Origin of the sequence: Chitinimonas lacunae (assembly GCF_042650885.1) — a bacterium.
In the GTDB taxonomy this organism is placed as follows: domain Bacteria; phylum Pseudomonadota; class Gammaproteobacteria; order Burkholderiales; family Chitinimonadaceae; genus Chitinimonas_A; species Chitinimonas_A lacunae.
The window spans coordinates 3,148,967-3,169,973 of the sequence record NZ_JBHSBU010000001.1 but is presented as its reverse complement, the minus strand read 5'-3'; the positions used below and the strand labels follow the sequence as shown (position 1 = coordinate 3,169,973).

The window sequence follows — 21,007 nt, the reverse complement described above, 5'->3', positions numbered from 1 at the left end:
CTAGCCGGGGCGATTTTTTTATGGTGTCCAATGTCCCGTAAATGCTTTACATCGCAGCTACAGCGCCCGTCGGTAGCCGATCGCCTCGGCCAGATGGGCACTGCTGATCGTTTCGGCCCCGGCCAGATCGGCGACGGTGCGGGCGATGCGCAGAATGCGGTGATAGGCGCGGGCCGACAGATCGAGCCTTTGCATCGCGGCTTCCAGCAGACGGGTGCCGTCGCGATCGAGGGCGGCGAAGCGGTCCAGCTCATGGGCACCGAGCAGGGCGTTTTCCCTGCCCTGGCGCCGCTGCTGCCGCTCACGGGCGACTGCCACCCGCTGCCGCACCAGGGCACTGCGTTCACCGCTGGCCGGGGCGCTTAATTCGGCGTGGGCGATGGCGGGGACTTCCACCGTCAGATCGATGCGATCGAGCAGCGGCCCGGACAGCCGTCCCTGATAACGCGCTACCTGGACTGCACTGCAACGGCAGCGTCCGCCCGGATGGCCTCGATAGCCGCAAGGACAGGGATTCATCGCCGCCACCAGCTGAAACGACGCGGGGAACTCGGCCTGGCGTGCCGCCCGCGAAATCACGATACGGCGCGTTTCCAGCGGCTCGCGCAGCACTTCGAGTACCCGGCGGTCGAATTCGGGCAGCTCATCAAGAAACAGCACACCATGGTGCGCCAGACTGATCTCGCCCGGACGCGGCTCCGACCCTCCACCGACCAGGGCCGCGGCCGAGGCCGTGTGATGCGGTTGACGAAACGGCCGCTGGCCGAAGCGGCTGGGGTCGAAACCGGCGCTGCCGAGCGATTGCACGGCGGCCGTCTCGAGTGCGGCATCGCGATCGAGCGGCGGCAGCAGTCCGGGCAATCGCGCCGCCAGCATCGATTTACCGCTGCCGGGCGGGCCGACCAGCAAAAGCGAATGGCCACCGGCCGCCGCCACCTCTAAGGCGCGCTTGGCAGCCGGCTGACCTTTGACTTCGGCCAGATCGGGGTAGCCGATCCGGGAAACCATTTCCGTTGCAACCGCCCGGCTGAGCGCCTGTTGGCCGGCCAGATGGGCGCAGACGCCGGCCAGATCGTCGGCGCCATAGACTTCGACCTCATCGAGCAAGGCCGCTTCGCCGGCGCTCGGGCGCGGCAGGATCAAGCGGCGGCCAGCCCGTCCGGTCGCCAGCGCAATGGCGAGGGCGCCGCGTACCGAACGCAGCTCGCCGGTCAGCGCCAGCTCGCCAGCGAATTCGTATCCGGCCAATTGGGCCGCTGGCAGCTGGCCCGAGGCCGCCAGTACCCCGAGCGCGATCGGCAGGTCGAAGCGGCCCGATTCCTTGGGCAGATCGGCCGGGGCCAGATTGACGGTCAGACGACGATTGGGAAATTCGAAGCGGGCGGTCTGCAAGGCCGCCCGCACCCGGTCGCGTGCCTCGCGCACCTCGGCATCGGCCAGCCCGACCACGGTAAAGCCGGGCAGACCATTGGCCAGATGGACCTCGACCGTCACCGGCGGCGCAGCCACCCCTTGCAGGGCGCGACTATGGACCACAGCGAGCGACATAGCGGTTCTCCTTGGGGATGGAACGGACGATTATAGGAAGCGCAGGGCAGGGGGACGAAATCACGGCCGACTGCCCCTATAATGACGCGGGAATATGCCACCGGCACCGACGGTCGCGCAGCCGCGCAGCCCGGTCCGACCCGCTTCCGATCATCATGACCACCATCCTGCCCGACCGTCTGCCCGACGAACTGCCCGATCTGCGCAATCTGGGGGTATTGCTGCGCGTGATCCTGGCGGTCAATGTGTGTGGTGCGGTGGTGGCGCTGGCGGCGACCAGCAGTTGGTCCGAGGCCATCCAGTATTTCTCCGATCAGGCGGCAGTGCTGGAGCCGACTCTGTTGCTCTGCGTCGGTCTGGCCGTGGGGCTGCGCCGTCAACTCGAAGAACTCGGCTATCGCAGCGCCGTGGCGGTGATCGTGCTGCTGTCGGCTGCGGTCGCGATCCTGGTGCGGCTGATGCTGCGCGAGCTATACCCGTTCAATACCGGCACGGCGCTGCGTACCGGCGGCTTTGCCGCCCTGCTGGCCTGGAGTGCCCTGGGCTATTTCCGCCTGCGCAACCGGGCGCTCAGCCCATTGCTGACCGAGGCGCGCTTGCAGGCGCTACAGGCACGGATACGCCCGCATTTCCTGTTCAATTCGATCAATGCGGTGTTGAGCCTGATCCGCAGCGAGCCGGCCAAGGCCGAGAGGGCGCTGGAGGATCTGGCCGATCTGTTCCGGGTATTCATGGCGGAAAACCGCGAGCTGTCGGTGCTGTCGCGCGAGGTGGAACTGGTGCGGCAATATCTCGATCTGGAGGCGCTGAGGCTGGGCAAGCGGATGCGGCTGGAATGGCATATCGACAAGATGCCCGGTGACGCGCTGATCCCGCCGCTGACGCTGCAACCGCTACTGGAGAATGCCGTTTACCATGGCATCGAGCCGGCTACCCGGCCTGGTGTGATCACCATCAATATCTTTCGCGCCCGCGACGAGGTCCATATCAATATCCGCAACCCCCATTTTGCCAATGAAGGCCGGCGCCATGCCGGCAACAATATGGCGATGGGGAATATCCGCGAACGGCTGCTACTGCACTTCGACGCCGAAGCCAGCCTAAAAACCACCGTCGGTCCGGACTATTATCAAGTGCATCTGACCCTGCCCTACCGCCCGGCGCGTCGCAAGGAAAGGAGAATCAATGGCCGCACCGCTTAGATTGTTTCTGGTGGACGACGAACCGCCGGCATTGAACCGGCTACAGGATATTCTCAGCGATTGTCAGGATGTTCTGCCGCATACGGTGATCGGCGTGGCCCAGAACGGACCCGAAGCGCTGACCCAGCTCAATGAGCAGCATGCCGATGTGGTGCTGACCGATATCCAGATGCCCGGGATGAGCGGGCTGGAGCTGGCGCGCCATCTGGGCCGGCTCCATCCTCGGCCGGCGGTGATCTTCTGCACCGCCTACGACCAGTTCGCCGTCGATGCCTTCGAGGTCCATGCGATCGACTATCTGCTAAAGCCCATCCGCCGGGAACGGCTGACTGCCGCCCTGCAACGGGCCCGCGACCTGGCGCCGCCGCGCCCCGAGGCGCTGGCCCAGTTGGAGAGCCGGGCGCGGCGCTATTTCAGTGTGGCCGAACGTGGCCGGGTGCGGCTGGTGCCGGTCGATCAGGTGCTCTATCTCAAGGCCGAGCTCAAATACGTCACGCTGCGTACCCGCGATGCCGAGTATCTGCTGGAAGAATCGCTGACCCAGCTCGAACAGGAATTCAACGACCGCTTCCTGCGCATCCATCGCAACTGTCTGGTGGCGCGCAATGCGCTGACGGGGTTCGAGCGCGGTCAGGACGACCATGACGCCCACTGGCTGGCCCTGCTCGACGGGATCGGCGAGAAGCTGCCGGTCAGCCGGCGGCAGGCCCATGTGGTTAAGGAATTCAAGCGCGGCTTCTGAAGGTGGCCTTAGCGGCCGAACGCGTTCGATTGGGCTGAGATGGCGCTGGGCGGATCGCTGGGTAGGAGCGGACGCCAGGCCCGGTCCATAAAGTCGCGGTGCAGGCGTGCCGTTTCGTTCGGCTTTTCCAGCATCGGCACATGACCGCAGGCCGGCAGAATGGCCACTTCGGCATGCGCAATACCCTGGCGGAACAGCGATACGCTGGAAATATCGAGCACCCGGTCGTCGTCTCCCCACAGCACCAGCGTCGGCATGCTGATCCGCGGCAGCCGCGTGTCCAGCCACAATCGTTGTTCGAAGATCTCCTGGAATATCTGGTCCTGCTCGGCAGCCACTTCGATGCGCTGCTTGGTCAGGTCGCGCTTGAACCAGCCCGGAATCCACGGCGGGCGGTGGTAGACCAGCTTGAGCACATGGTCGAAGTCGCCCGCTTGGCGAACCAGCAGCAGATTGCGGCCTTCGAGCGCTGCGCTGTAGAACGGGCTGCGGTGCGGCATATCGACGCCGGCGGCGTTGAACAGGGCGAGCGAGGCGACCCGTTCCGGATGATCGGCCGCGTAGGCCGCCGCGAAATAGCCGCCCAGCGAATTGCCGGCCAGATGAAAACGGTGCAGGCCGATGCTGTCGAAGAAGGCGGCCAGCCGGGCAAGCTGGGCGTTGAGCGAATAGGAACGCTGCGGCAGGGCGCCGGTTTCGCCAAAGCCCGGCAGGTCAGGAACGATCACATGGAAATCGCGGCGGAAATGCCGCACATAGAACAGCCAGTTGTCGCAGTCGCCGGCAAAGCCATGCAATAGCACCAGCGGCGGTGAACTGGGCTTGCCGCAACAGTGATAGACCAGCTGATGGCCATCGATGGCTATTTCATGGCGGCGAAAGCCAGCCAGTTTGCGCAGTAGTTGCTTGGTGGCGGGGGTCCAGTAAGGTCGCGTCAGACCGGCCGCGACCAGCGTCAAGCCGATTGCTGCCAACGCCATCCAGGTCGTCATCGTCATCTCGGTGTCGCCGTTTTCACTAGGTTTACTGCTCCAATCGAGTATACATGGGTACACTCGCCGCATGCTGACCGACACATTCCGCGCCGCCGACGGTGCCCTCTCTGCCCGCTACCACTGGCCGGCCGCTACGCCGCGCCGTCTTGTCATCATCGCCCACGGCATGGCCGAACATGCCGCCCGCTACGACCGTCTGGCCCAGGCGCTTAATCAGGCCGGCTGTAGCGTCTGGGCACTCGATCACCGTGGCCACGGCCGCAGTGTCGAAGATGGCCGTTATGGCCACTTTGGCGTCGGTTGGTCTCAGGTGGTGGCCGATCTGGCCCAGCTGTGCCGCGACGTCCGGGCCGCCCATCCGGGTCTTTCACTGATAGTGATAGGCCATAGCATGGGCTCTTTCGTTGCTCGTTCACTATTACTGTCCCATCCAGCCCTGCTCGACGGTCTGCTGCTGTCGGCCACTGGCTTTCGCCAGGCCCCGCTGGCCCGGCTGATGGGCCGGATCGCCGCCTGGGAAGCCCGCCGGCGTGGCAGCGACCGTCCCAACCCTTTGCTGCGCCGCCTGGTGTTTGGCACCTTCAATCTACGTTTTCTGCCGGCACGGACCTCGAACGACTGGCTGTCGCGCGACGCGGCCGAAGTCGACCGCTATATCGCCGATCCGCTGTGCGGCTTCGATTGCAGTGCCAGCCTGTGGCAGACGCTGTTTGACGCCATCGTGGCGCTCGAAGCCGCTGAAGCGGCCCCACCGCTGGCCCTGCCGCCCGATCTGCCGGTCCGCCTGATCGCCGGCAGTCACGACCCGGTCAGCATGGGCGGCCTTGGCTGCCGTCAGTTGGCGGCGCGCTACCGGGCCGCTGGTCTCAAACGGGTCGATACCCTGCTCTATCCCAACGGCCGCCATGAGCTGTTCAACGAGTTACCGGAGCAGCGCGAGCTGGTGACGCGCGATCTGATCGACTGGTTGCAGAGTATCCGCTGACATGCCCTTCACCCTGTCGCATGCCGCAGCAGCGCTGCCGCTGGCGCGCTGCTGTCCACGCCGGCTGTGCCTGACGGCGCTGATGGTGGGCAGCACGGCGCCCGATCTGCCTTACTTCGTCGGTCTGTTGTCGTTGGCGGCCGACTGCCATTACCGCCTCCACGGTCTGCTGTTGGCCTGGGCCATCGCCTGGCTGGGCTGGTGGCTGTGGTGTGGCGCCCGTCCGCTGTTGCTGCCCCTATTGCCGGCACCCTATGCGGGTCTGCTGGCCACGGCCGACTGTCCACGCGGCGGAGTCCGGGTCGGACTGTCGCTCCTGCTGGGCGCCGCCACCCATCTGTTCTGGGACCATTTCACCCACGGCGGCGGGCTGGCCGTGCGCTGGTTCACCCTGCTGGCCGAGCCGCTGGCTGGCGCTCCGCTCTACCGCTGGCTCCAGCACGGCTCGACCATCGTCGGCCTGCTGGCCCTGGGGCTGTGGTGGGCCGGCCTGGCGCGTCGGCGGGGTTATTCGGCGTGGCCGCGCTGGCAGCCTCGTCCTTTGCGTTTCGTCGCTCTGATCACCGTGCTGACCCTGGCTACGCTGGTGCTGGTGCGTGTCTGGCCGCTGGCGGTCGATGCCGAACGGCATCTGTTCTATGCCGTCCTGGCTGCTTGCGATCTGGCCGCGCTGCTGGCGCTGGCGGCCGGTTGGCATCTTCAGAAAATAAAATATAAAGACAAATAGCCGCAAGACCAGGAAAACCCTATAACGAACAAGTATCGTTTTCTGACTCAGCTATAGAGGGAAATCGTCAGCGACTGCACCAGACCAGTGCCCACAGCAGCGCCAGATTGACCAGTCCGACGAACTGGGCCGCGCTGCCCAGGTCCTTGGCCCGCTTGGCAAGCGGGTGACGTTCGAGCGAGGTATGGTCGACGGCCGCTTCGATAGCGGAATTGAACAGTTCGATCACCAGAGTCAGCAGATGGGCCAACATCAACAGCCCACGCCCCCACAGCGGCAAGGGCAGCCACCAGGCCAGCGCAATGCCGACCAGCGCGAGCACGCTGACCTGGCGGAAAGCCGCCTCATGGCGCCAGGCAGCGCCCAGCCCTTCGAACGAGTAGCGGGTGGCGTTCAGAATGCGTCGCAGGCCGGTCTTGCCTTTGAGCGGTTGCTCCATTACGACTCCAGATATTCGGGCAGTTCGGGGAAGATATCGCGGTAAGCCGCATAAAAGCTGGCAAACGTCACCGGATAGAGCACCAGCAGCCCCAGACCCAGCGTCAGCAGCGACAACAGCACCAGCAAGAGGCTGGCAATGCCGTAGATGGTCCAGGGCAGCCAGTTGGCGAACACGGCACGGAACGAGGCTTTGACGGCAACGCCAGGCTCGAGCCGGCCCAGGATGATCAGCGCAGGCGCCAGACACAGGCCAAACCACACCACCATGTAAAGCAGCGTCCCGACCAGCGTCGTCATCAACAGGGTATAGAGCGAGGCAAAGCCGATCTCATACAGCACTTCGACGATATCGCGCTTGCCCGCCAGCAGCAGCTGGAAGTCGCTGCTGAACAGCCATCCCCCCAGGAAGGTCAGCAACACCCCCGCCAGCAACAGACCGATCACTATCTGGGTCAGCACCAGCGGCAAGCCCGCCATCAGCAGCGGAATCGGCTTGTGGAAACCGGTAAACAGATGGCCGAACTCCATCGGCCTGCCATGCGCCAGATGGGCGCTGCCGACCATCAGCCCGGCCAGCATCAGCGGCATCAGCAGGGGCGAGGCAATGCTGACCACCGGCACAAACATCACCACCACGGCCAGGAAGCCCCAGACCAGTACCATGACAATCCACAGCATCGGCTGGCGCTGGAACAGGCGGAAACCCTGTACCAGCCATTCATAACCACGTTCGGGCGGTAACACGCGATAAGCGGGAAGAGGCGCGCTCACGGCTGACTCCTGGGGCACGAAGGCAAGCCCCGATAGTAACCCAGAACATGCCTGTGCTTGCGGTGGGAAAACGGACAAACAGGTGAGGGGAACAGTGGACGAGTAAGCGAGAATCAAACTAAATAGAAAATTTTAGGAAAAATCATTGCAAGCAATATAACAGATGGTATAGATAAATAAATAATATAGGCTGAATCCTCCAAAAACCGTCCATACGGCACCCGAGCGAAAGCCACGGAAAACCTGGTACCTGTGTCGTGGCTCCTCAGGATCGGACCCATCCTGCAAGGCTGGTGGACGCGAGAGGGGAGGCGGATCTGGATGAGTCGGAAGCGGCGGGCGCCTCCGACTCCTGTGCGGATCCTTCAATTCCTCAACGCCATTGCCCTTCATCGCGGCTGACCGGCCCGCTGCCCGGTACGCCGTAGCTGCGGTTGGCGCCGTTTTCCCAGATCACCTGGCTGCCTTGCCGCTTGATGAACTTGAACTCGACCGTCTGGTTCGGGGCGAGTCGGACCGGGCTACAGGTCCACAGTGGATAGCTCGCGGACGTGGTGGTGCAAGGCACGGCGGCGGCACTTTGCCAGTCGCCCAGCTCGGGTCGGTCGCCGACCAGGGCCAGGTTTTCGCCCGGCACGGTCTGGGCGCGCAGGCTGAAGGTGACTGCGACCGAGTTGCTGTGGTCGCCGCCGCGTTTTTCCCCGATATGGATCGCCAGGGCATCCATCGGCGCGATAGTCACGCTGGCGTGGCCGCGTGCATCGACCGTGACGGTCTTGCCCGAACAACTGCCGTCCTGGCGCCGTTCGCCCGAGATCACGTCGCAGTATTGGCCGGCGGCGAGTCCGGTCTGGAAGGTGCTGTTCCAGCTCGCGCTGTCGTGACGGTTGATGGCGACGAAACCGAGCCGGCCGCGGCTGAAGGCGATCCGGTCGCCGCCGTCGTTGACCCAGTTATCGACCTGCCAGGCCGGTAGCGTGTAATTGCGAAAGCCCACCATCCCGGCGACGAAGCGGCTGCGGTGGACGCAATCCCAGCCGCTTGCCTTGGTCGGATCGGCATCGGGCGTACAAGCCGGCGTGCTGTCTTTCGGGCCATCGTAGAGCGCGCTGGCGGGCGGCCCCATATCGTGGTCGTGCTGGAAGTAGTAGCCCGACATCACCTGCGGATAGCCATACGGCCAGGCCAGCATCAGGGTATGGGCGAGCCGGTGCATCGGGCCGAAATAGACGTTCATCGAGTCATAGCTGACGCCGTCGGGCTTTTTGCGCTCGGTGTCGTGGTTGTTCACGAATACCGTGGCATTGAGGCTGGGCATCAGTCCCCACGGGTTGGTGGTCGGGTCGAGGACCTGCTTCAGGCCCGCCAGATTCTGGCCGGCCTGGCGGTCAAAGGCGTTCTTCATCAGGTAGATATATTTGAACTCGTTGACCGTGCCGTTCTTGAAATAGGCCGCCACCGGCGTCACGCCATCGCTGATCACTTCCTGGGTGACGAAGTAGTTGCCGGGCACCCGTTGCAGGATCGCGGCGATATCGTCTTCGTGAATATGCTTGGCGGCGTCGATGCGAAAACCCGCAGCGCCAAGCGACAGCAGCTTCTTCAGATAGTCGGCGATCTTGCCACGCACCGTGTCGCGGCCGGTGGCCAGATCGGGCAGGCCGGGCAGGGAGCAGTTCATCACGCGCCAGCGGTCCTGACGGTAGTCCTCGTCGCGGATATCACAAGGGGTATGGAAGTCGCTCGGCTGGTAGGGCACGCCGGGATAGTCGCGGCTGGTGCTGCCGGCCATATGGTTGATCACCACATCGACATAGACCGCCACCCCGGCGGCCTTGCAGGTATCGACCATGGCCTTGAATTCATATTCACTGCCCGAGCGACCGGCGATCCGGTAGCTCAGCGGCTGATAGCGAGTCCACCAGGCCGGGCCGCTGATCGATTCCTGCGGCGGCGACACCTGCACGGCGGCATAACCCTTGGGGCCAAGGAAATAACGGCACTCGTTGGCGACATCGCGCCATTTCCATTCGAACAGGTTGACGTAGGCCGAGCGCGGGGCGTCCTTGGGATAGTCCGCAGCCTGGGCATCGAGACAGAAAGCCAGCGCCAGCGCCGCCAGCAGGCGGGTGGGTGTAGTGGGGGTCATGCTCACTCCGTATGCAATCGTTGTGATGGCGGCCACCGCTACCGGCGCCGACCGCGCCTTATCGGCGGCGCAGCGGGCGCAAGGCTAGCAACTCGAATCCGGGCTTTCAAGCGAGGGCTGGAGATTTAATGGATTGATTGATAAGTCATTTTGCGTTGCGCAAAGCAAGCCTGGAAATCCCTGTAGTCCTGTTTCTCCAATTACTTACATTTGGCTGAATCAGGGATTCGGCCACTGCTGAGACCTTTGTACGGCAAGGAAATAACGTTATCGAAAATTCTCTACTCCGTAGTTTGTTTGCCCATGACTACGGAAGGCCGCCTCGCACTGCACCAATCGCGGTGGTGCCCGATACAACAGGGGCGGTTTCGGAAAAACCCTGTAAAATCAGATCGAATTGACAACTTACTAAGTAGTAAGTACCGTTCGCCCCACGCGCACCCCCGATCGCGCCCATGCAACCGACCCGGAGACACTCCATGACCGCCTATCCCCATCTGCTGGCCCCGCTCGATCTGGGCTTCACCGTTCTGAAGAACCGCACCCTGATGGGCTCGATGCATACCGGGCTTGAAGAGGCACCCAACGGTTTCGAGCGTATGGCGACCTTCTACGCCGAACGCGCCCGTGGTGGCGTGGCGCTGATCGTGACGGGCGGGGTGGCCCCGAACGATGCCGGCCGGGTGTATGAAGGCGGCGCCATGCTGCATAACGCCGAGGAAGTGGCCCATCACCGCGTCGTCACCGATGCCGTGCATCGTGAAGGCGGCAAGATCTGTCTACAGATCCTCCATACCGGCCGTTACTCCTTCCAGCCCAAGCCCGTGGCGCCGTCGCCGATCGCCAGCCCGATCGCCTTCTACGAGCCGGTCGAGATGAGCGAGCAGATGATCCTCGACACCATCGAAGACTTCGCCCGCTGTGCCGAGCTGGCCCGCGAAGCCGGTTACGACGGGGTGGAGGTAATGGGCAGCGAAGGCTATCTGATCAACCAGTTCATCGCCGAAAAGACCAATAAGCGGACCGACCGCTGGGGCGGCAGCTTCGAGAACCGGATGCGTTTCCCGGTCGAAGTGGTCAAGGCCGTGCGTGAGCGGGTCGGCACCAACTTCATCATCATCTATCGTCTGTCGATGCTTGACCTGGTCGACAACGGCTCGGTCTTCGACGAAACCGTGCAACTGGCCCAGGCTGTCGAAGCGGCCGGCGCCACCATCATCAATACCGGGATCGGCTGGCATGAGGCGCGTATCCCGACCATCGCCACCATGGTGCCGCGCGCCGGCTTCACCTGGGTGACCCGCAAGCTCAAGGGCAAGGTCGGTATTCCGCTGGTGACCACCAACCGGATCAATATGCCCGAAGTGGCCGAAGAGGTGCTGGCCCGGGGTGACGCCGATATGGTGTCGATGGCCCGTCCTTTCCTGGCCGACTCGGACTGGGTCAACAAGGCCGCCGAAAACCGCCGCGACGAGATCAACACCTGTATTGGCTGCAACCAGGCCTGTCTCGACCATATCTTCGTGGCCCGGATGACCTCCTGCCTGGTCAACCCGCGCGCCTGCCACGAAACCGAACTCAATCTCGAGCCGGTTGCCGCGCCCAAGCGCATTGCCGTGGTTGGCGCCGGTCCGGCTGGTCTGGCCTTCTCCACCAGCGCGGCCAAGCGTGGCCATCAGGTGACGCTGTTCGAAGCGTCCGGCCAGATCGGCGGCCAGTTCAATGTGGCGAAGAAGATTCCGGGCAAGGAGGAATTCCACGAAACCCTGCGCTACTTCGCCAAACAGCTCGAACTGACCGGCGTGGAAGTCCGCCTCAACACCCGCGCCGATGCCGAGATGCTGGCCGGTTTCGACGAAGTGGTGCTGGCAACGGGCATCGTGCCGCGTCAGGTGAATATTCCCGGCATCGACCATCCCAAGGTGCTGAACTATCTCGATGTGTTGAAGCACGGCAAGCCAGTCGGCAAGCGCGTGGCGATCATCGGCGCGGGCGGCATCGGCTTTGACACCGCCGAGTACCTGACCCACGAAGGCACGCCGACCAGCCTCGATGTCGATGGCTTCCTGCGTGAATGGGGGATCGATTCGACCCTGGAAAACAAGGGCGGCCTGCTGCCGCAAGGCCCGCACCCCGAGAAGCCGGCTCGCAAGGTCTGGCTGCTGCAACGCAAGAACTCCAAGGTCGGCGACGGCCTGGGCAAGACCACCGGCTGGATCCACCGCACCACCCTGAAGATGAAGCAGGTCGAGATGCTGTCGGGCGTGAGCTACGACAAGATCGACGACGAGGGCCTGCATATCTCGATCAAGGGCCAGCCGCAGCTGCTGCCGGTCGATAATGTCGTGATCTGCGCCGGCCAGGAACCGCTGCGTGAACTCGAAGACGGCCTGAACGCCCGTGGCATCAAGGTCCATCTGATCGGTGGCGCCGACGTCGCCGCCGAACTCGACGCCAAGCGCGCCATCGACCAGGGCACCCGCCTCGCTGCCAGCGTCTGAGGCTGAAGTGAGATCTTCGCGCTGAGCGAAGGGGTGCTGAGTGCTCACGATGGGCAAAAGGACGAACCTTTTAACGGGTTCGTCCTTTTTATTAAAAAATTAGGAAAAATGTCTGCAAGACAATTGGCTAGGAATAAATAGAAATAAATATTTATGCTTAAGCCAGTGCCGCCACCTCTTCCAGCGTCTGCCGATTGGCTCGACACAGCCCACGGAACGCAGAACTGATCCGGCCATCCTTGGTTGCCCGTTCCCAGAACAGCAAAGCCGCTTTGCATGCCTCCTGCCAGACTCTGCGCTGGGCTGCTGATCGTTATTATTTGTATTTGTCTTGTTTTTGAAGAGAGGTATGAGAAAACTTTTGAGAAGACATTCCTGGTCGCTACCCATCCGCGCGGTAAAAAGAAGGGATGAGGCCAGTGCTGGCCTCATCCCTTCTGGGTCCTGCCTGCGAAAGACCTGGGGCTTAGTTGCCCAGAACCTTTTGCAGTTCGCCCGACTGGTACATCTCCTTCATGATGTCCGATCCGCCGATGAATTCGCCGTTGATATAGAGCTGGGGAATGGTGGGCCAGTTGGCGTATTCCTTGATGCCCTGGCGGATGTCGTCGTCGGCCAGCACATTGACGGCGTGGACCTGGGCGCCGCAGGCTTTGAGGATGGCCACGGCATTAGCTGAGAAGCCGCACTGCGGGAAGGTCGGCGTGCCCTTCATATACAGCACCACCGGATTGGCGGTCACCGTGGCGTGGATTTCGGCCTGAATATCGCGTTCGCTCATTGCTCATCCTTTTCGGGCGAACCGCCCGTAATAGTCGATTAAAACAGTCAACAATTTTACGCGGCGGCCTGCTGTCGATGCAATCGTCGATAGCTCGCGCCATTCAGCGCGCGTTAACCCGAAGCCGCGTACAAAGCCGTTTCATGGACACCCACTTTCGGAGAACTGTCATGAAAACCGCTCTGATTCCTCTGTTGCTTGCACTGGCCGTGCCGGCCTTTGCCGAAACCGGCCGTCTGGTCGAAATCAAGGTCGAGGCACGCGACGGCGCCGACTATCGCGAATACCGCCACCGTGGCCAGGCCCATATCGCCGGCGACCCGGGCGAAGCCTATCAGATCAAGCTGCGCAATATGAGCAACGAACGGGTGATGGTGGTGCTGTCGGTCGATGGCGTCAACGCCGTGAGCGGCCAGACCGCTGGCTACCAGCAATCGGGTTATGTGCTCAACCCGCGTCAGACTACGGTGGTCACGGGCTGGCGCAAATCACTCGATCAGGTGGCACAGTTCTACTTCACCAGTCTGGGCGACAGCTACGCCGCCCGTACCGGCCGGCCTGACGATGTCGGGGTGATCGGTGCGGCGGTGTTCCGCGAGCAGCGGCCGCAAGTCCACCTGCGCCGCGACCGCGCCCGGCCGCAGGCCGAGAGCGCACCGCCGATGGCCGCCGGCCCGCAGCTCGGTACCGGCCATGGCGCGATCGAGGATTCGGCCGTCAACCGCACCCATTTCGAGCGCGAGAGCAGCAACCCGTATGAAGTCCTGTCGATCCGCTACGACAGCCGCCGCAACCTGGTGGCCGCCGGGGTGATTCCCGATCGGCGCCGCTACCATGACCAGGACGAACCCAACCCCTTTCCGCGCGATCAGGGCTTTGTGGCCGATCCGCCCCGTCACTGGCGCTGACCGCCGCTGACGCGTTCTATCCCGGCTAGATCGCACCAGCTGCGCACCGCCCCGAAGCCTGCCGCTGCCAACAAGGCACGGCAGGCTTCGGCCTGATCGTAGCCGTGTTCACACAGCAGCCAGCCACCCGGCTCCAGATGGGCAGGCGCCTTGGCAATGATGCTGCGCAGATGTTCCAGCCCATCGCCGCCATCGCTGAGCGCGCCGGCCGGCTCGAAACGCAGATCGCCCTGCTCCAGATGCGGGTCGCCCGCCGCGATATAAGGCGGATTCGACACGATCAGATCGAAGCATTCATCGCCCAGCGCGGCAAACCAGTCACTCTGCAAGAAACGGATCGTCACGCCATGGCGTGCGGCATTGCCGCGTGCCACTTCCAGCGCGGCCGGCGACAGATCGACTGCGCTGACCTGAGCATCGGGGCGATGCTTCTTGATCGCCACCGGAATGGCCCCCGAGCCGGTGCCAAGGTCGAGCACCCGGCGGCAGGCATCGAGCGGCAGCCGCTCGAGTGCCAGATCGACCAGCAGCTCGGTATCGGGACGCGGAATCAGCACGGCCGGGCTGACGTTGAATTCAAGACTGTAGAACTCGCGGCTCCCCAGCAGATAGGCAATCGGCTCGCCTGCCAGCCGGCGCGCCGCCAGTTCGCGAAAGCGCGCGGCGGCCGCCGGTTCGACCAGACGTTCCGGGAAACCCAGCATCTGGGTCGGACCAAGCGAGGCGACTGCGCCCAGCAACAGGCGCGCCTCGGCGCGGGGCAGGCCGCATTCGGCCAGCAGGTCGGCAATAGAGGAGCTCATAGCAGCAGTAGGGTGGCAAGTCCGTAGAAGATCAGATTGCCCATGCCATCGGTCATAAAGGTCAGGAAAACGCTGGAGCCAAAAGCCGGGTCGCGGCCGAGCTTATGCATTCCCAAGGGCACGAACAGGCCGACGGCGGCGGCAACCTGGAAGTTCAGCATCATCGATAGCGCCATCACCAGGCCCAGGCCGAGCTTGCCGTAGATCAGCAGGGCGACCAGCCCCAGCATGGTGCCCCAGAGGATGCCGTTGAGCAGTGCGATGCCGAACTCCTTGGCCACCAGGCGCTGGGTATTGGCAGCAGTGACCTGGCCCAGCGCCATCGCCCGGATGATGATGGTGGCGGTCTGCGAGCCGGAGTTGCCGCCGATGCCCGAGATAATCGGCGCCAGGGCGGCAAGTGCCACGATCTGGGCGGTCGTGGCCTCGAAACTGCCGATCACCCGCGATACCACCACGGCGGTAACGATATTGATCGCCAGCCATGGCCAGCGGTTCTTGGCCGATTTCCATACCGAGGCAAACAGGTCTTCCTCTTCCTTGAGACCTGCCAGCGACAGCACTTCGGCTTCCGATTCCTCCCGGATCACATCGACCATCATATCCACGGTCAGACGGCCGATGACCTTATGGGTCGAATCGACCACCGGGGCCGAAACTAGATCGTAGCGCTCGAAGGCCTGGGCGGCTTCGCCGACATCGTCGTCGGGCTGGAAGAACACCACCTCGCGTGCCACGATCTCGGCGACCTGCTTGTCGGGATCGTTGACCAGCAGCCGCTTGATCGGCAGCACGCCCTTGAGCCGGTGGTCGTTGTCGACCACGAACAGCTTGTCGGTATGGTGCGGCAGTTCGTTGAAGCGGCGCAGATAGCGCAGCACGACTTCGAGGGTGACGTCATCGCGGATCGTCACCATATCGAAGTCCATCAGCGCCCCGACCTGGTCGTCGTGATAGGACAGTGCCGATTCGAGCTGGGCGCGCTCTTCCTCTTCGAGTGAGCCGATCAGCTCGCTCATCACATTCTGCGGCAGGTCGGGCGCCAGATCGGCCAATTCGTCGGTATCGAGCTGACCGGCGGCGGCCAGGATTTCCTCCCGGTCCATATCGGCCAGCAGGGTCTCGCGCACCGAGTCGGAGACTTCGAGCAGGATGTCGCCTTCCATCGTGCTCTTGACCAGCCCCCATACGGTCAGGCGATCAGGCAGCGGCAGCGCTTCGAGAATAAAGGCGATATCGGCGGGGTGGAGCTGTTCGAGCTTTTTTTCCAGCTCGGCCAGATTCTGGCGGTGGACCAGGGTCTCGACCAGCTCCTGCTTGGGCATATCCTGCTTGTGGACCAGCGATTCCACCAGCTTGTGGCGGTTCAAGATCCGCACCACCTGTTGCAGGCTTTCTTGCAAGCTCTCCGTCTGCTTGGGGGCGGGAGTGGTCATGGCAACCTCTTCGATGGAACGCTGCCCAGGCCGGGCGGCGCGAGTGTAGCACGGCCGCTGCTTGAAATCGGCCGGGCCGGACCCATTTGCAGGCGGCCGACCTGGTGGCTGCTGTCTTGCTGACCTGGCTATCGGCTATCCTTATCGTTCCGGGCCGCCGCCCGCAGACTTCACAGGTTCGCGCCATGACCGTTCCACGCCTTGCCACCGCCCTGACCGGCCCGCTGCTCGATCTTGAACGCAAAATGTTGGCCGCCCAGCCCGATATCGAAGGCTGGTTCCGAGAACAATGGCTCGACCACACGCCGCCGTTCTATGGTTCGGTCGATTTACGCAATTCTGGCTATAAGCTGGCGCCGGTCGATATGAATCTGTTCCCGGGCGGCTTTAACAATCTCAATCCCGATTTCACTTCTCTCTGCGTCCAGGCGGCACAGATGGCGCTGGAAAAGACCTGTCCCGAGGCGCGCCGACTGCTGCTGATCCCCGAGAACCACACCCGTAACCAGTTCTATCTGCAAAATGTGGCGACGCTGGCCCGTATCCTGCGTTTTGCCGGCTTCAATCTGCATCTGGGCACGATCAATCCCGAGATCACCGCTCCCACCACCTTCGAGCTGCCCGACGGCGGCAGCCTGACGCTCGAGCCTGTACGGCGCGAAGGCAACCGGATCAAGGTCGATGGCTTCGACCCGTGTTTCATCCTGCTCAACAACGATCTGTCGGCCGGCGTGCCGGCAGTGCTCAAAGGGCTGGAACAGGATCTGCTGCCGCCTCTGCATGCCGGCTGGTTCAGCCGGCGCAAGACCAACCATTTCCAGGCCTACGATGGGGTGGCGGCCGAGTTTGCCGAGCTGATCGGCATCGACCCCTGGTATATCAATCCCTATTTCGGCCATGTCGACAGACTCGACTTTCAAAGCCGCGAAGGCGAAGAGCGGCTGGCGGCCGAGGTCGAGCGGGTGCTGGCGCTGACGGTGGCCAAGTATCGTGAACTCGGTATCGACGAGCGACCCTACGCCATCGTCAAGGCCAATGCCGGCACTTACGGCATGGGGGTGATGAGCGTGCGCTCGCCCGAGGAAGTGCTGTCGCTCAACCGCAAGCAGCGCAACAAGATGGCGGTGGTCAAGGAAGGGCTCGAAGTATCGGATGTGATCGTGCAAGAAGGCGTGCCGACCTTCGAGACGGTCGACGACGAGGCGGTGGCCGAACCGGTGGTCTACATGATCGACCGCTTCGTGGTGGGGGGCTTTTATCGGGTTCATACCGAGCGCGGCATCGATCAGAACCTCAACGCTCCGGGCATGTACTTCAAGCCGCTGGCTTTCGACACCCCCTGTTCGATGCCCGATAGCTCGGCCCAGCCCGATTGCGCCCCCAACCGCTTCTACGCCTATGGTGTGGTGGCCCGGCTGGCACTGCTGGCCGGCTCGCGCGAGCTGGAAGCGACCCGTCCGGTCGAGCTGGCGGAGATGGCCTAGTAGCGTGCCTAGGCCGGTCGAATTCCTCCAGATCAGCTTTGGCAAAACGGTATCAGCCGCCTAGCATGAAATCTCGATAGCGGATGTCGCTGGCAAAGGAGAACGGGGCTATGGAACTTGGGGACATCTTCGACCGCGCTGCCGGCCGCATGCCGATGGTGCCCAAGGTGGTGCAGGAGCTGATCGCCAGCTTCGATCGCGCCAATACCGATGTGGATTCGATCGCCGACAAGGTGTCGCACGATCAGGTACTGAGTGCCAAGGTACTGCGTCTGGCCAATAGCGCCCGGATGAGCGGCGGCCGGGCGGTTCGCAGCATCGAGGATGCGGTGGTGCTGCTGGGGTTTGATAACCTGCGCATGCTGGTGGTGGCTTCGGGCGTTTCGTCGATGTCGGCGCCCAATCCGGGCTTTGATCGCCAGGCCTTCTGGCGCCGCAGCTTCCAGGTGGCCACGGCCGCCCGTTGTGTGGCCCGCTATGCCCGCATCGACGCCAATACCGCCTATACCGTCGGTCTGCTGCACAATATCGGCGAGCTGCTGATCCATGTGGCCTTCCCAACCGAATCGGTCAAGATCGACCGGCTGGTCGATACCGGGGCCGATCGCATCCAGGTCGAGAATATGGTGATCGGGCTTGATCTGACCCAGGTGGGCGAGGAGCTGGCAAAGCGCTGGCATTTCCCTGAGGAAATCCAGCGGGCCATCCGTCAGCACAAGAACCCGACCGCCTTTCCCCAGTTCGAGCCGCTGGCCGGCGTGGTGGCGCTGGCCGATCTGCTGGTGACGGAATTCGTCAAAGGCATCGACGATGCCGGAGTCATCGATACCCTGCCGGCCAATCTGCTCGACAAGCTCGGCGTATCGGCCGAACTGCTGGGTCCGGATCTCGAAAAGATCCGCGAACAGTGTATGGCGGTCGATGACCTGTTATAAATCGGTCTCGCGCCCCAGCGGCGCTTTTACGGAGTCATAGCCAGCCCATGCGCATCGCTTTTCTCGCCGACCCGCTCGACAGCTTCAAGATCTACAAGGACTCGACCTACGCCATGATGCGTGAGGCTGCTCGCCGTGGCCACGAGGTCTGGGCCTTCGAACAGGAGGCAATGCGGGTGCAGGATGGCCGGGTGGTCGCCCACGCCCAAGCGCTTGCCTTGCACGAGGGCGGCGATCACTGGTATCGGGTACTCGACCGGGCTGAACTTGGCCTCACGCAGTTCGACGCGGTGCTGATGCGCAAAGACCCGCCATTCGATCAGGAATATCTCTACGCCACCCATCTGCTCGAACACGCCGAACGCCAGGGTGCCCGGGTGTTCAACCGGCCACGGGCGCTGCGTGACTTCAACGAGAAGCTGGCCATTCTGCGCTATCCCGCCTTTATCGCGCCCACGCTGGTCAGCTGCCGGCCCGACGATATCCGCGCCTTCTTGGCCGAACATGGCGATATCGTGCTCAAGCCACTCGACGGTATGGGAGGCAGCGGGATATTCCGGCTGCGCCATGACGATCCCAATCTCGGTGTGATCCTCGAAACCCAAACCCATTTCGGCCGCGTCACGGTAATGGCGCAACGCTATTTGCCGGCCATCACGGAAGGCGATAAGCGGGTGCTGTTGATCGCAGGCCGGCCGGTCGAATGGTGTCTGGCACGGATTCCCAAACAGGGCGAGACGCGCGGTAATCTTGCCGCTGGTGGTACGGGAGTGGCCCGGCCACTGTCGGAACGCGACCGTGAAATCGCCTGTGCACTCGGTCCCGATCTGGTGGCCCAGGGCTTATTGCTGGTAGGACTCGACGTGATCGGCGACTGCCTGACCGAGGTCAATGTCACCAGCCCGACTTGTTTCCAGGAGATTTCAGCGCAGTCCGGCATCGATGTGGCTGCGCTGTTTATCGATGCACTGGAGGAAAATCTCACACTAAAAAACTGACGGGGAGGGGAGTATTGACCGGTTTTGCAATTCGTACTTGTGTGCGAAATATTCATGCATTCGCGCTGGGACGGCGTAGTGGATTTATTGACACTGTGATATTTTACGGGCTGGGACAATCTACGCGGCATGTGCCGGTCGCGTTACTACAGCGAGGAGTGGTCGATGAGTAATCTCGCCGGCGTCAAGGTCATGGTGATTGACGACAGCAATACCATACGCCGAAGCGCCGAAATCTTTCTGGGACAGGCTGGCTGCGAAGTGATCCTGGCTGAGGACGGTTTTGACGCGTTGGCCAAGATTAGCGATCATCATCCCGACGTCATATTTGTCGATGTGATGATGCCCAGGCTCGATGGCTACCAGACCTGCTCTTTGATCAAGAAAAACCCGAAGTTCAAGTCTACGCCGGTCATCATGCTGTCCAGCAAGGACGGCTTGTTTGATCGGGCACGGGGGCGGATGGTTGGTTCGGACGAATATCTGACCAAACCATTCACCAAAGACAGCCTGCTGCAGGCGGTTGGGGCACATGCCGGCCAGCATTGATCTGATCCGACGACGTTACAGAAGATAGGACCGCGCGAAAGCGCGCGGGAGGAATACCGACATGGCAATCAAGAAAATCCTGATCGTTGACGATTCTCCCACCGAGCGGCATTTCCTCGGTGAGTTGTTGACCAAGAACGGCTTCCAGGTCATGACGCTCGAAAGCGGCGAAGAGGCGGTTTCCCGGGTCAAGGAGCTGATGCCCGATCTGATCCTGATGGACGTGGTCATGCCCGGGCTGAACGGCTTCCAGGCCACCCGTACCATCTCCAAGGACGAAGCGACCAAGCATATCCCGATCATTATGTGCACCTCCAAGGGCCAGGAAACCGATGTCGTCTGGGGCAAACGCCAGGGCGCCAAGGGTTATGTGGTCAAGCCGGTCAATCCGGCGGAGTTGCTTGAACAGATCGCCGCACTCAGTTAATCCAGCCCACCGACATCGACCATCGCCATGGCCAAACGCATCAGTTTGCGGGAATTCCAGGAAAGCGTAGTCGCCCGACTGAAGTCGATGGTGGCAACGCAAAGTTCTTCCTCCAAGCTCGGCATTCTGGTTGGCGATGCCAACTGGCTGGTCGATCTGACCGACGTCAGCGAGGTAGTGCCGGTGCCGCAGATCGTCGGCGTGCCGCTGACCCAGCGTTGGTTCAAGGGTGTGGCCAATGTGCGGGGGAATCTGTTCAGCGTCGTCGATCTACCAGGCTTTCTCGGTGGCGAATCGGTGACAGTCGGGGTCAGCAGCCGTCTGCTGCTGATTCACTCCAAACATATTTTCAACTCGGCCCTGCTGGTCAACCGCATGCTCGGTCTGCGTAACGTTGAGCATATGCAGGAGATCGCACCCGCCAATCCGGCCATTCCATGGTGCGGACCGACCTGGCGGGACGAACAGGGACGTGAGTGGCGCGAACTGAAACTGGCAGAGCTGGTGCAACAAACACCGTTTCTGCAAGTCGGCATCATCTAGGATTTTTTCCTTTAATGGGTATGACATGCGGCCCTGCCTGCCGGCAGGCGGCATGATGCCTTTGTGGCTAGGACCGAGCGAA

General features: G+C 62.6%; 20 protein-coding genes. 12 read left to right on the top strand and 8 right to left on the bottom strand.

The genetic code is table 11. The annotated features are described in order from the left end of the window. Positions 1 to 57: 57 nt before the first annotated feature. Positions 58 to 1,548: a YifB family Mg chelatase-like AAA ATPase gene (locus ACFOW7_RS13620; RefSeq protein ID WP_378165138.1), complete on the bottom strand. Its 1,491-nt coding sequence runs from the start codon at positions 1,546 to 1,548 to the stop codon at positions 58 to 60. 155 nt (positions 1,549 to 1,703) lie between these two features. Between ACFOW7_RS13620 and ACFOW7_RS13615 the strand changes: the two genes are divergently transcribed. Then, positions 1,704 to 2,750: a sensor histidine kinase gene (locus tag ACFOW7_RS13615; RefSeq protein WP_378165136.1), complete on the top strand. Its 1,047-nt coding sequence runs from the start codon at positions 1,704 to 1,706 to the stop codon at positions 2,748 to 2,750. Further along, complete coding sequence (locus ACFOW7_RS13610) at positions 2,734 to 3,492, top strand: LytR/AlgR family response regulator transcription factor (protein WP_378165133.1); 759 nt, start codon at positions 2,734 to 2,736, stop codon at positions 3,490 to 3,492. The genes ACFOW7_RS13615 and ACFOW7_RS13610 overlap by 17 nt, the downstream gene beginning before the upstream one ends. Before the next feature lie 8 nt (positions 3,493 to 3,500). On the opposite strand, the gene ACFOW7_RS13605 is transcribed toward ACFOW7_RS13610, so the two are convergent. After that, on the bottom strand, positions 3,501 to 4,490 hold the full coding sequence (locus tag ACFOW7_RS13605; RefSeq protein ID WP_378165131.1) for an alpha/beta fold hydrolase: 990 nt from the start codon (positions 4,488 to 4,490) through the stop codon (positions 3,501 to 3,503). Positions 4,491 to 4,554: 64 nt separating this feature from the next. Between ACFOW7_RS13605 and ACFOW7_RS13600 the strand changes: the two genes are divergently transcribed. Both ACFOW7_RS13600 and ACFOW7_RS13595 read left to right on the top strand, forming a co-directional pair. Then, entirely contained in the window at positions 4,555 to 5,472 is a 918-nt protein-coding gene (locus tag ACFOW7_RS13600; protein WP_378165129.1) for an alpha/beta hydrolase, read from the top strand. 1 nt (position 5,473) lies between these two features. Further along, on the top strand, positions 5,474 to 6,199 hold the full coding sequence (locus ACFOW7_RS13595) for a DUF4184 family protein (RefSeq protein ID WP_378165126.1): 726 nt from the start codon (positions 5,474 to 5,476) through the stop codon (positions 6,197 to 6,199). A 67-nt stretch (positions 6,200 to 6,266) separates the two neighbouring features. On the opposite strand, the gene ACFOW7_RS13590 is transcribed toward ACFOW7_RS13595, so the two are convergent. From ACFOW7_RS13590 to ACFOW7_RS13580, 3 genes are all read right to left on the bottom strand, one after another. After that, the gene (locus ACFOW7_RS13590) at positions 6,267 to 6,638 is read right to left on the bottom strand and encodes a diacylglycerol kinase (protein WP_378165124.1); all 372 of its coding nucleotides are present in this window, start codon (positions 6,636 to 6,638) and stop codon (positions 6,267 to 6,269) included. Next, positions 6,638 to 7,411 (bottom strand): BPSS1780 family membrane protein, encoded by a 774-nt coding sequence (locus ACFOW7_RS13585; protein ID WP_378165121.1) that lies wholly within the window; start codon positions 7,409 to 7,411, stop codon positions 6,638 to 6,640. The genes ACFOW7_RS13590 and ACFOW7_RS13585 overlap by 1 nt, the downstream gene beginning before the upstream one ends. Before the next feature lie 373 nt (positions 7,412 to 7,784). Then, a complete protein-coding gene (locus ACFOW7_RS13580) occupies positions 7,785 to 9,560 on the bottom strand; it encodes a carbohydrate-binding module family 20 domain-containing protein (protein WP_378165119.1) in 1,776 nt (591 codons plus the stop codon). Positions 9,561 to 10,039: 479 nt separating this feature from the next. On the opposite strand from ACFOW7_RS13580, the gene ACFOW7_RS13575 reads away from it, so the two are divergent. Continuing rightward, positions 10,040 to 12,061, top strand: a complete 2,022-nt coding sequence (locus tag ACFOW7_RS13575; protein WP_378165117.1) for an oxidoreductase — start codon at positions 10,040 to 10,042, stop codon at positions 12,059 to 12,061. A 466-nt stretch (positions 12,062 to 12,527) separates the two neighbouring features. Here the strand turns inward: ACFOW7_RS13575 and grxD are convergent, their stop codons facing one another. Next, positions 12,528 to 12,842 carry a Grx4 family monothiol glutaredoxin gene (grxD, locus tag ACFOW7_RS13570; protein WP_378165115.1) on the bottom strand — a complete coding sequence of 105 codons (315 nt, stop codon included), beginning with the start codon at positions 12,840 to 12,842 and terminating at the stop codon, positions 12,528 to 12,530. A gap of 170 nt (positions 12,843 to 13,012) precedes the next feature. On the opposite strand from grxD, the gene ACFOW7_RS13565 reads away from it, so the two are divergent. Further along, a complete protein-coding gene (locus ACFOW7_RS13565) occupies positions 13,013 to 13,750 on the top strand; it encodes a hypothetical protein (protein ID WP_378165113.1) in 738 nt (245 codons plus the stop codon). Here the strand turns inward: ACFOW7_RS13565 and prmC are convergent. Both prmC and mgtE read right to left on the bottom strand, forming a co-directional pair. After that, positions 13,738 to 14,553, bottom strand: a complete 816-nt coding sequence (gene prmC, locus ACFOW7_RS13560; protein WP_378165112.1) for a peptide chain release factor N(5)-glutamine methyltransferase — start codon at positions 14,551 to 14,553, stop codon at positions 13,738 to 13,740. The genes ACFOW7_RS13565 and prmC overlap by 13 nt on opposite strands. Then, the gene (mgtE, locus tag ACFOW7_RS13555; protein WP_378165110.1) at positions 14,550 to 15,989 is read right to left on the bottom strand and encodes a magnesium transporter; all 1,440 of its coding nucleotides are present in this window, start codon (positions 15,987 to 15,989) and stop codon (positions 14,550 to 14,552) included. Before mgtE ends, prmC begins: the two co-directional genes overlap by 4 nt. Positions 15,990 to 16,174: 185 nt before the next feature. On the opposite strand from mgtE, the gene gshA reads away from it, so the two are divergent. The 6 genes from gshA (at position 16,175) to ACFOW7_RS13525 (ending at position 20,925) form a co-directional block, all read left to right on the top strand. Beyond that, complete coding sequence (gshA, locus tag ACFOW7_RS13550; RefSeq protein WP_378165108.1) at positions 16,175 to 17,473, top strand: glutamate--cysteine ligase; 1,299 nt, start codon at positions 16,175 to 16,177, stop codon at positions 17,471 to 17,473. A gap of 110 nt (positions 17,474 to 17,583) precedes the next feature. Beyond that, a complete protein-coding gene (locus ACFOW7_RS13545; protein WP_378165106.1) occupies positions 17,584 to 18,408 on the top strand; it encodes an HDOD domain-containing protein in 825 nt (274 codons plus the stop codon). 47 nt (positions 18,409 to 18,455) lie between these two features. After that, positions 18,456 to 19,406, top strand: a complete 951-nt coding sequence (gene gshB, locus ACFOW7_RS13540; RefSeq protein ID WP_378165104.1) for a glutathione synthase — start codon at positions 18,456 to 18,458, stop codon at positions 19,404 to 19,406. A 165-nt stretch (positions 19,407 to 19,571) separates the two neighbouring features. Then, a complete protein-coding gene (pilG, locus tag ACFOW7_RS13535; protein WP_378165102.1) occupies positions 19,572 to 19,955 on the top strand; it encodes a twitching motility response regulator PilG in 384 nt (127 codons plus the stop codon). A gap of 61 nt (positions 19,956 to 20,016) precedes the next feature. After that, complete coding sequence (locus ACFOW7_RS13530) at positions 20,017 to 20,382, top strand: response regulator (protein ID WP_449252231.1); 366 nt, start codon at positions 20,017 to 20,019, stop codon at positions 20,380 to 20,382. 27 nt (positions 20,383 to 20,409) lie between these two features. Next, positions 20,410 to 20,925 (top strand): chemotaxis protein CheW, encoded by a 516-nt coding sequence (locus ACFOW7_RS13525; protein ID WP_378165100.1) that lies wholly within the window; start codon positions 20,410 to 20,412, stop codon positions 20,923 to 20,925. Positions 20,926 to 21,007 lie beyond the last annotated feature (82 nt).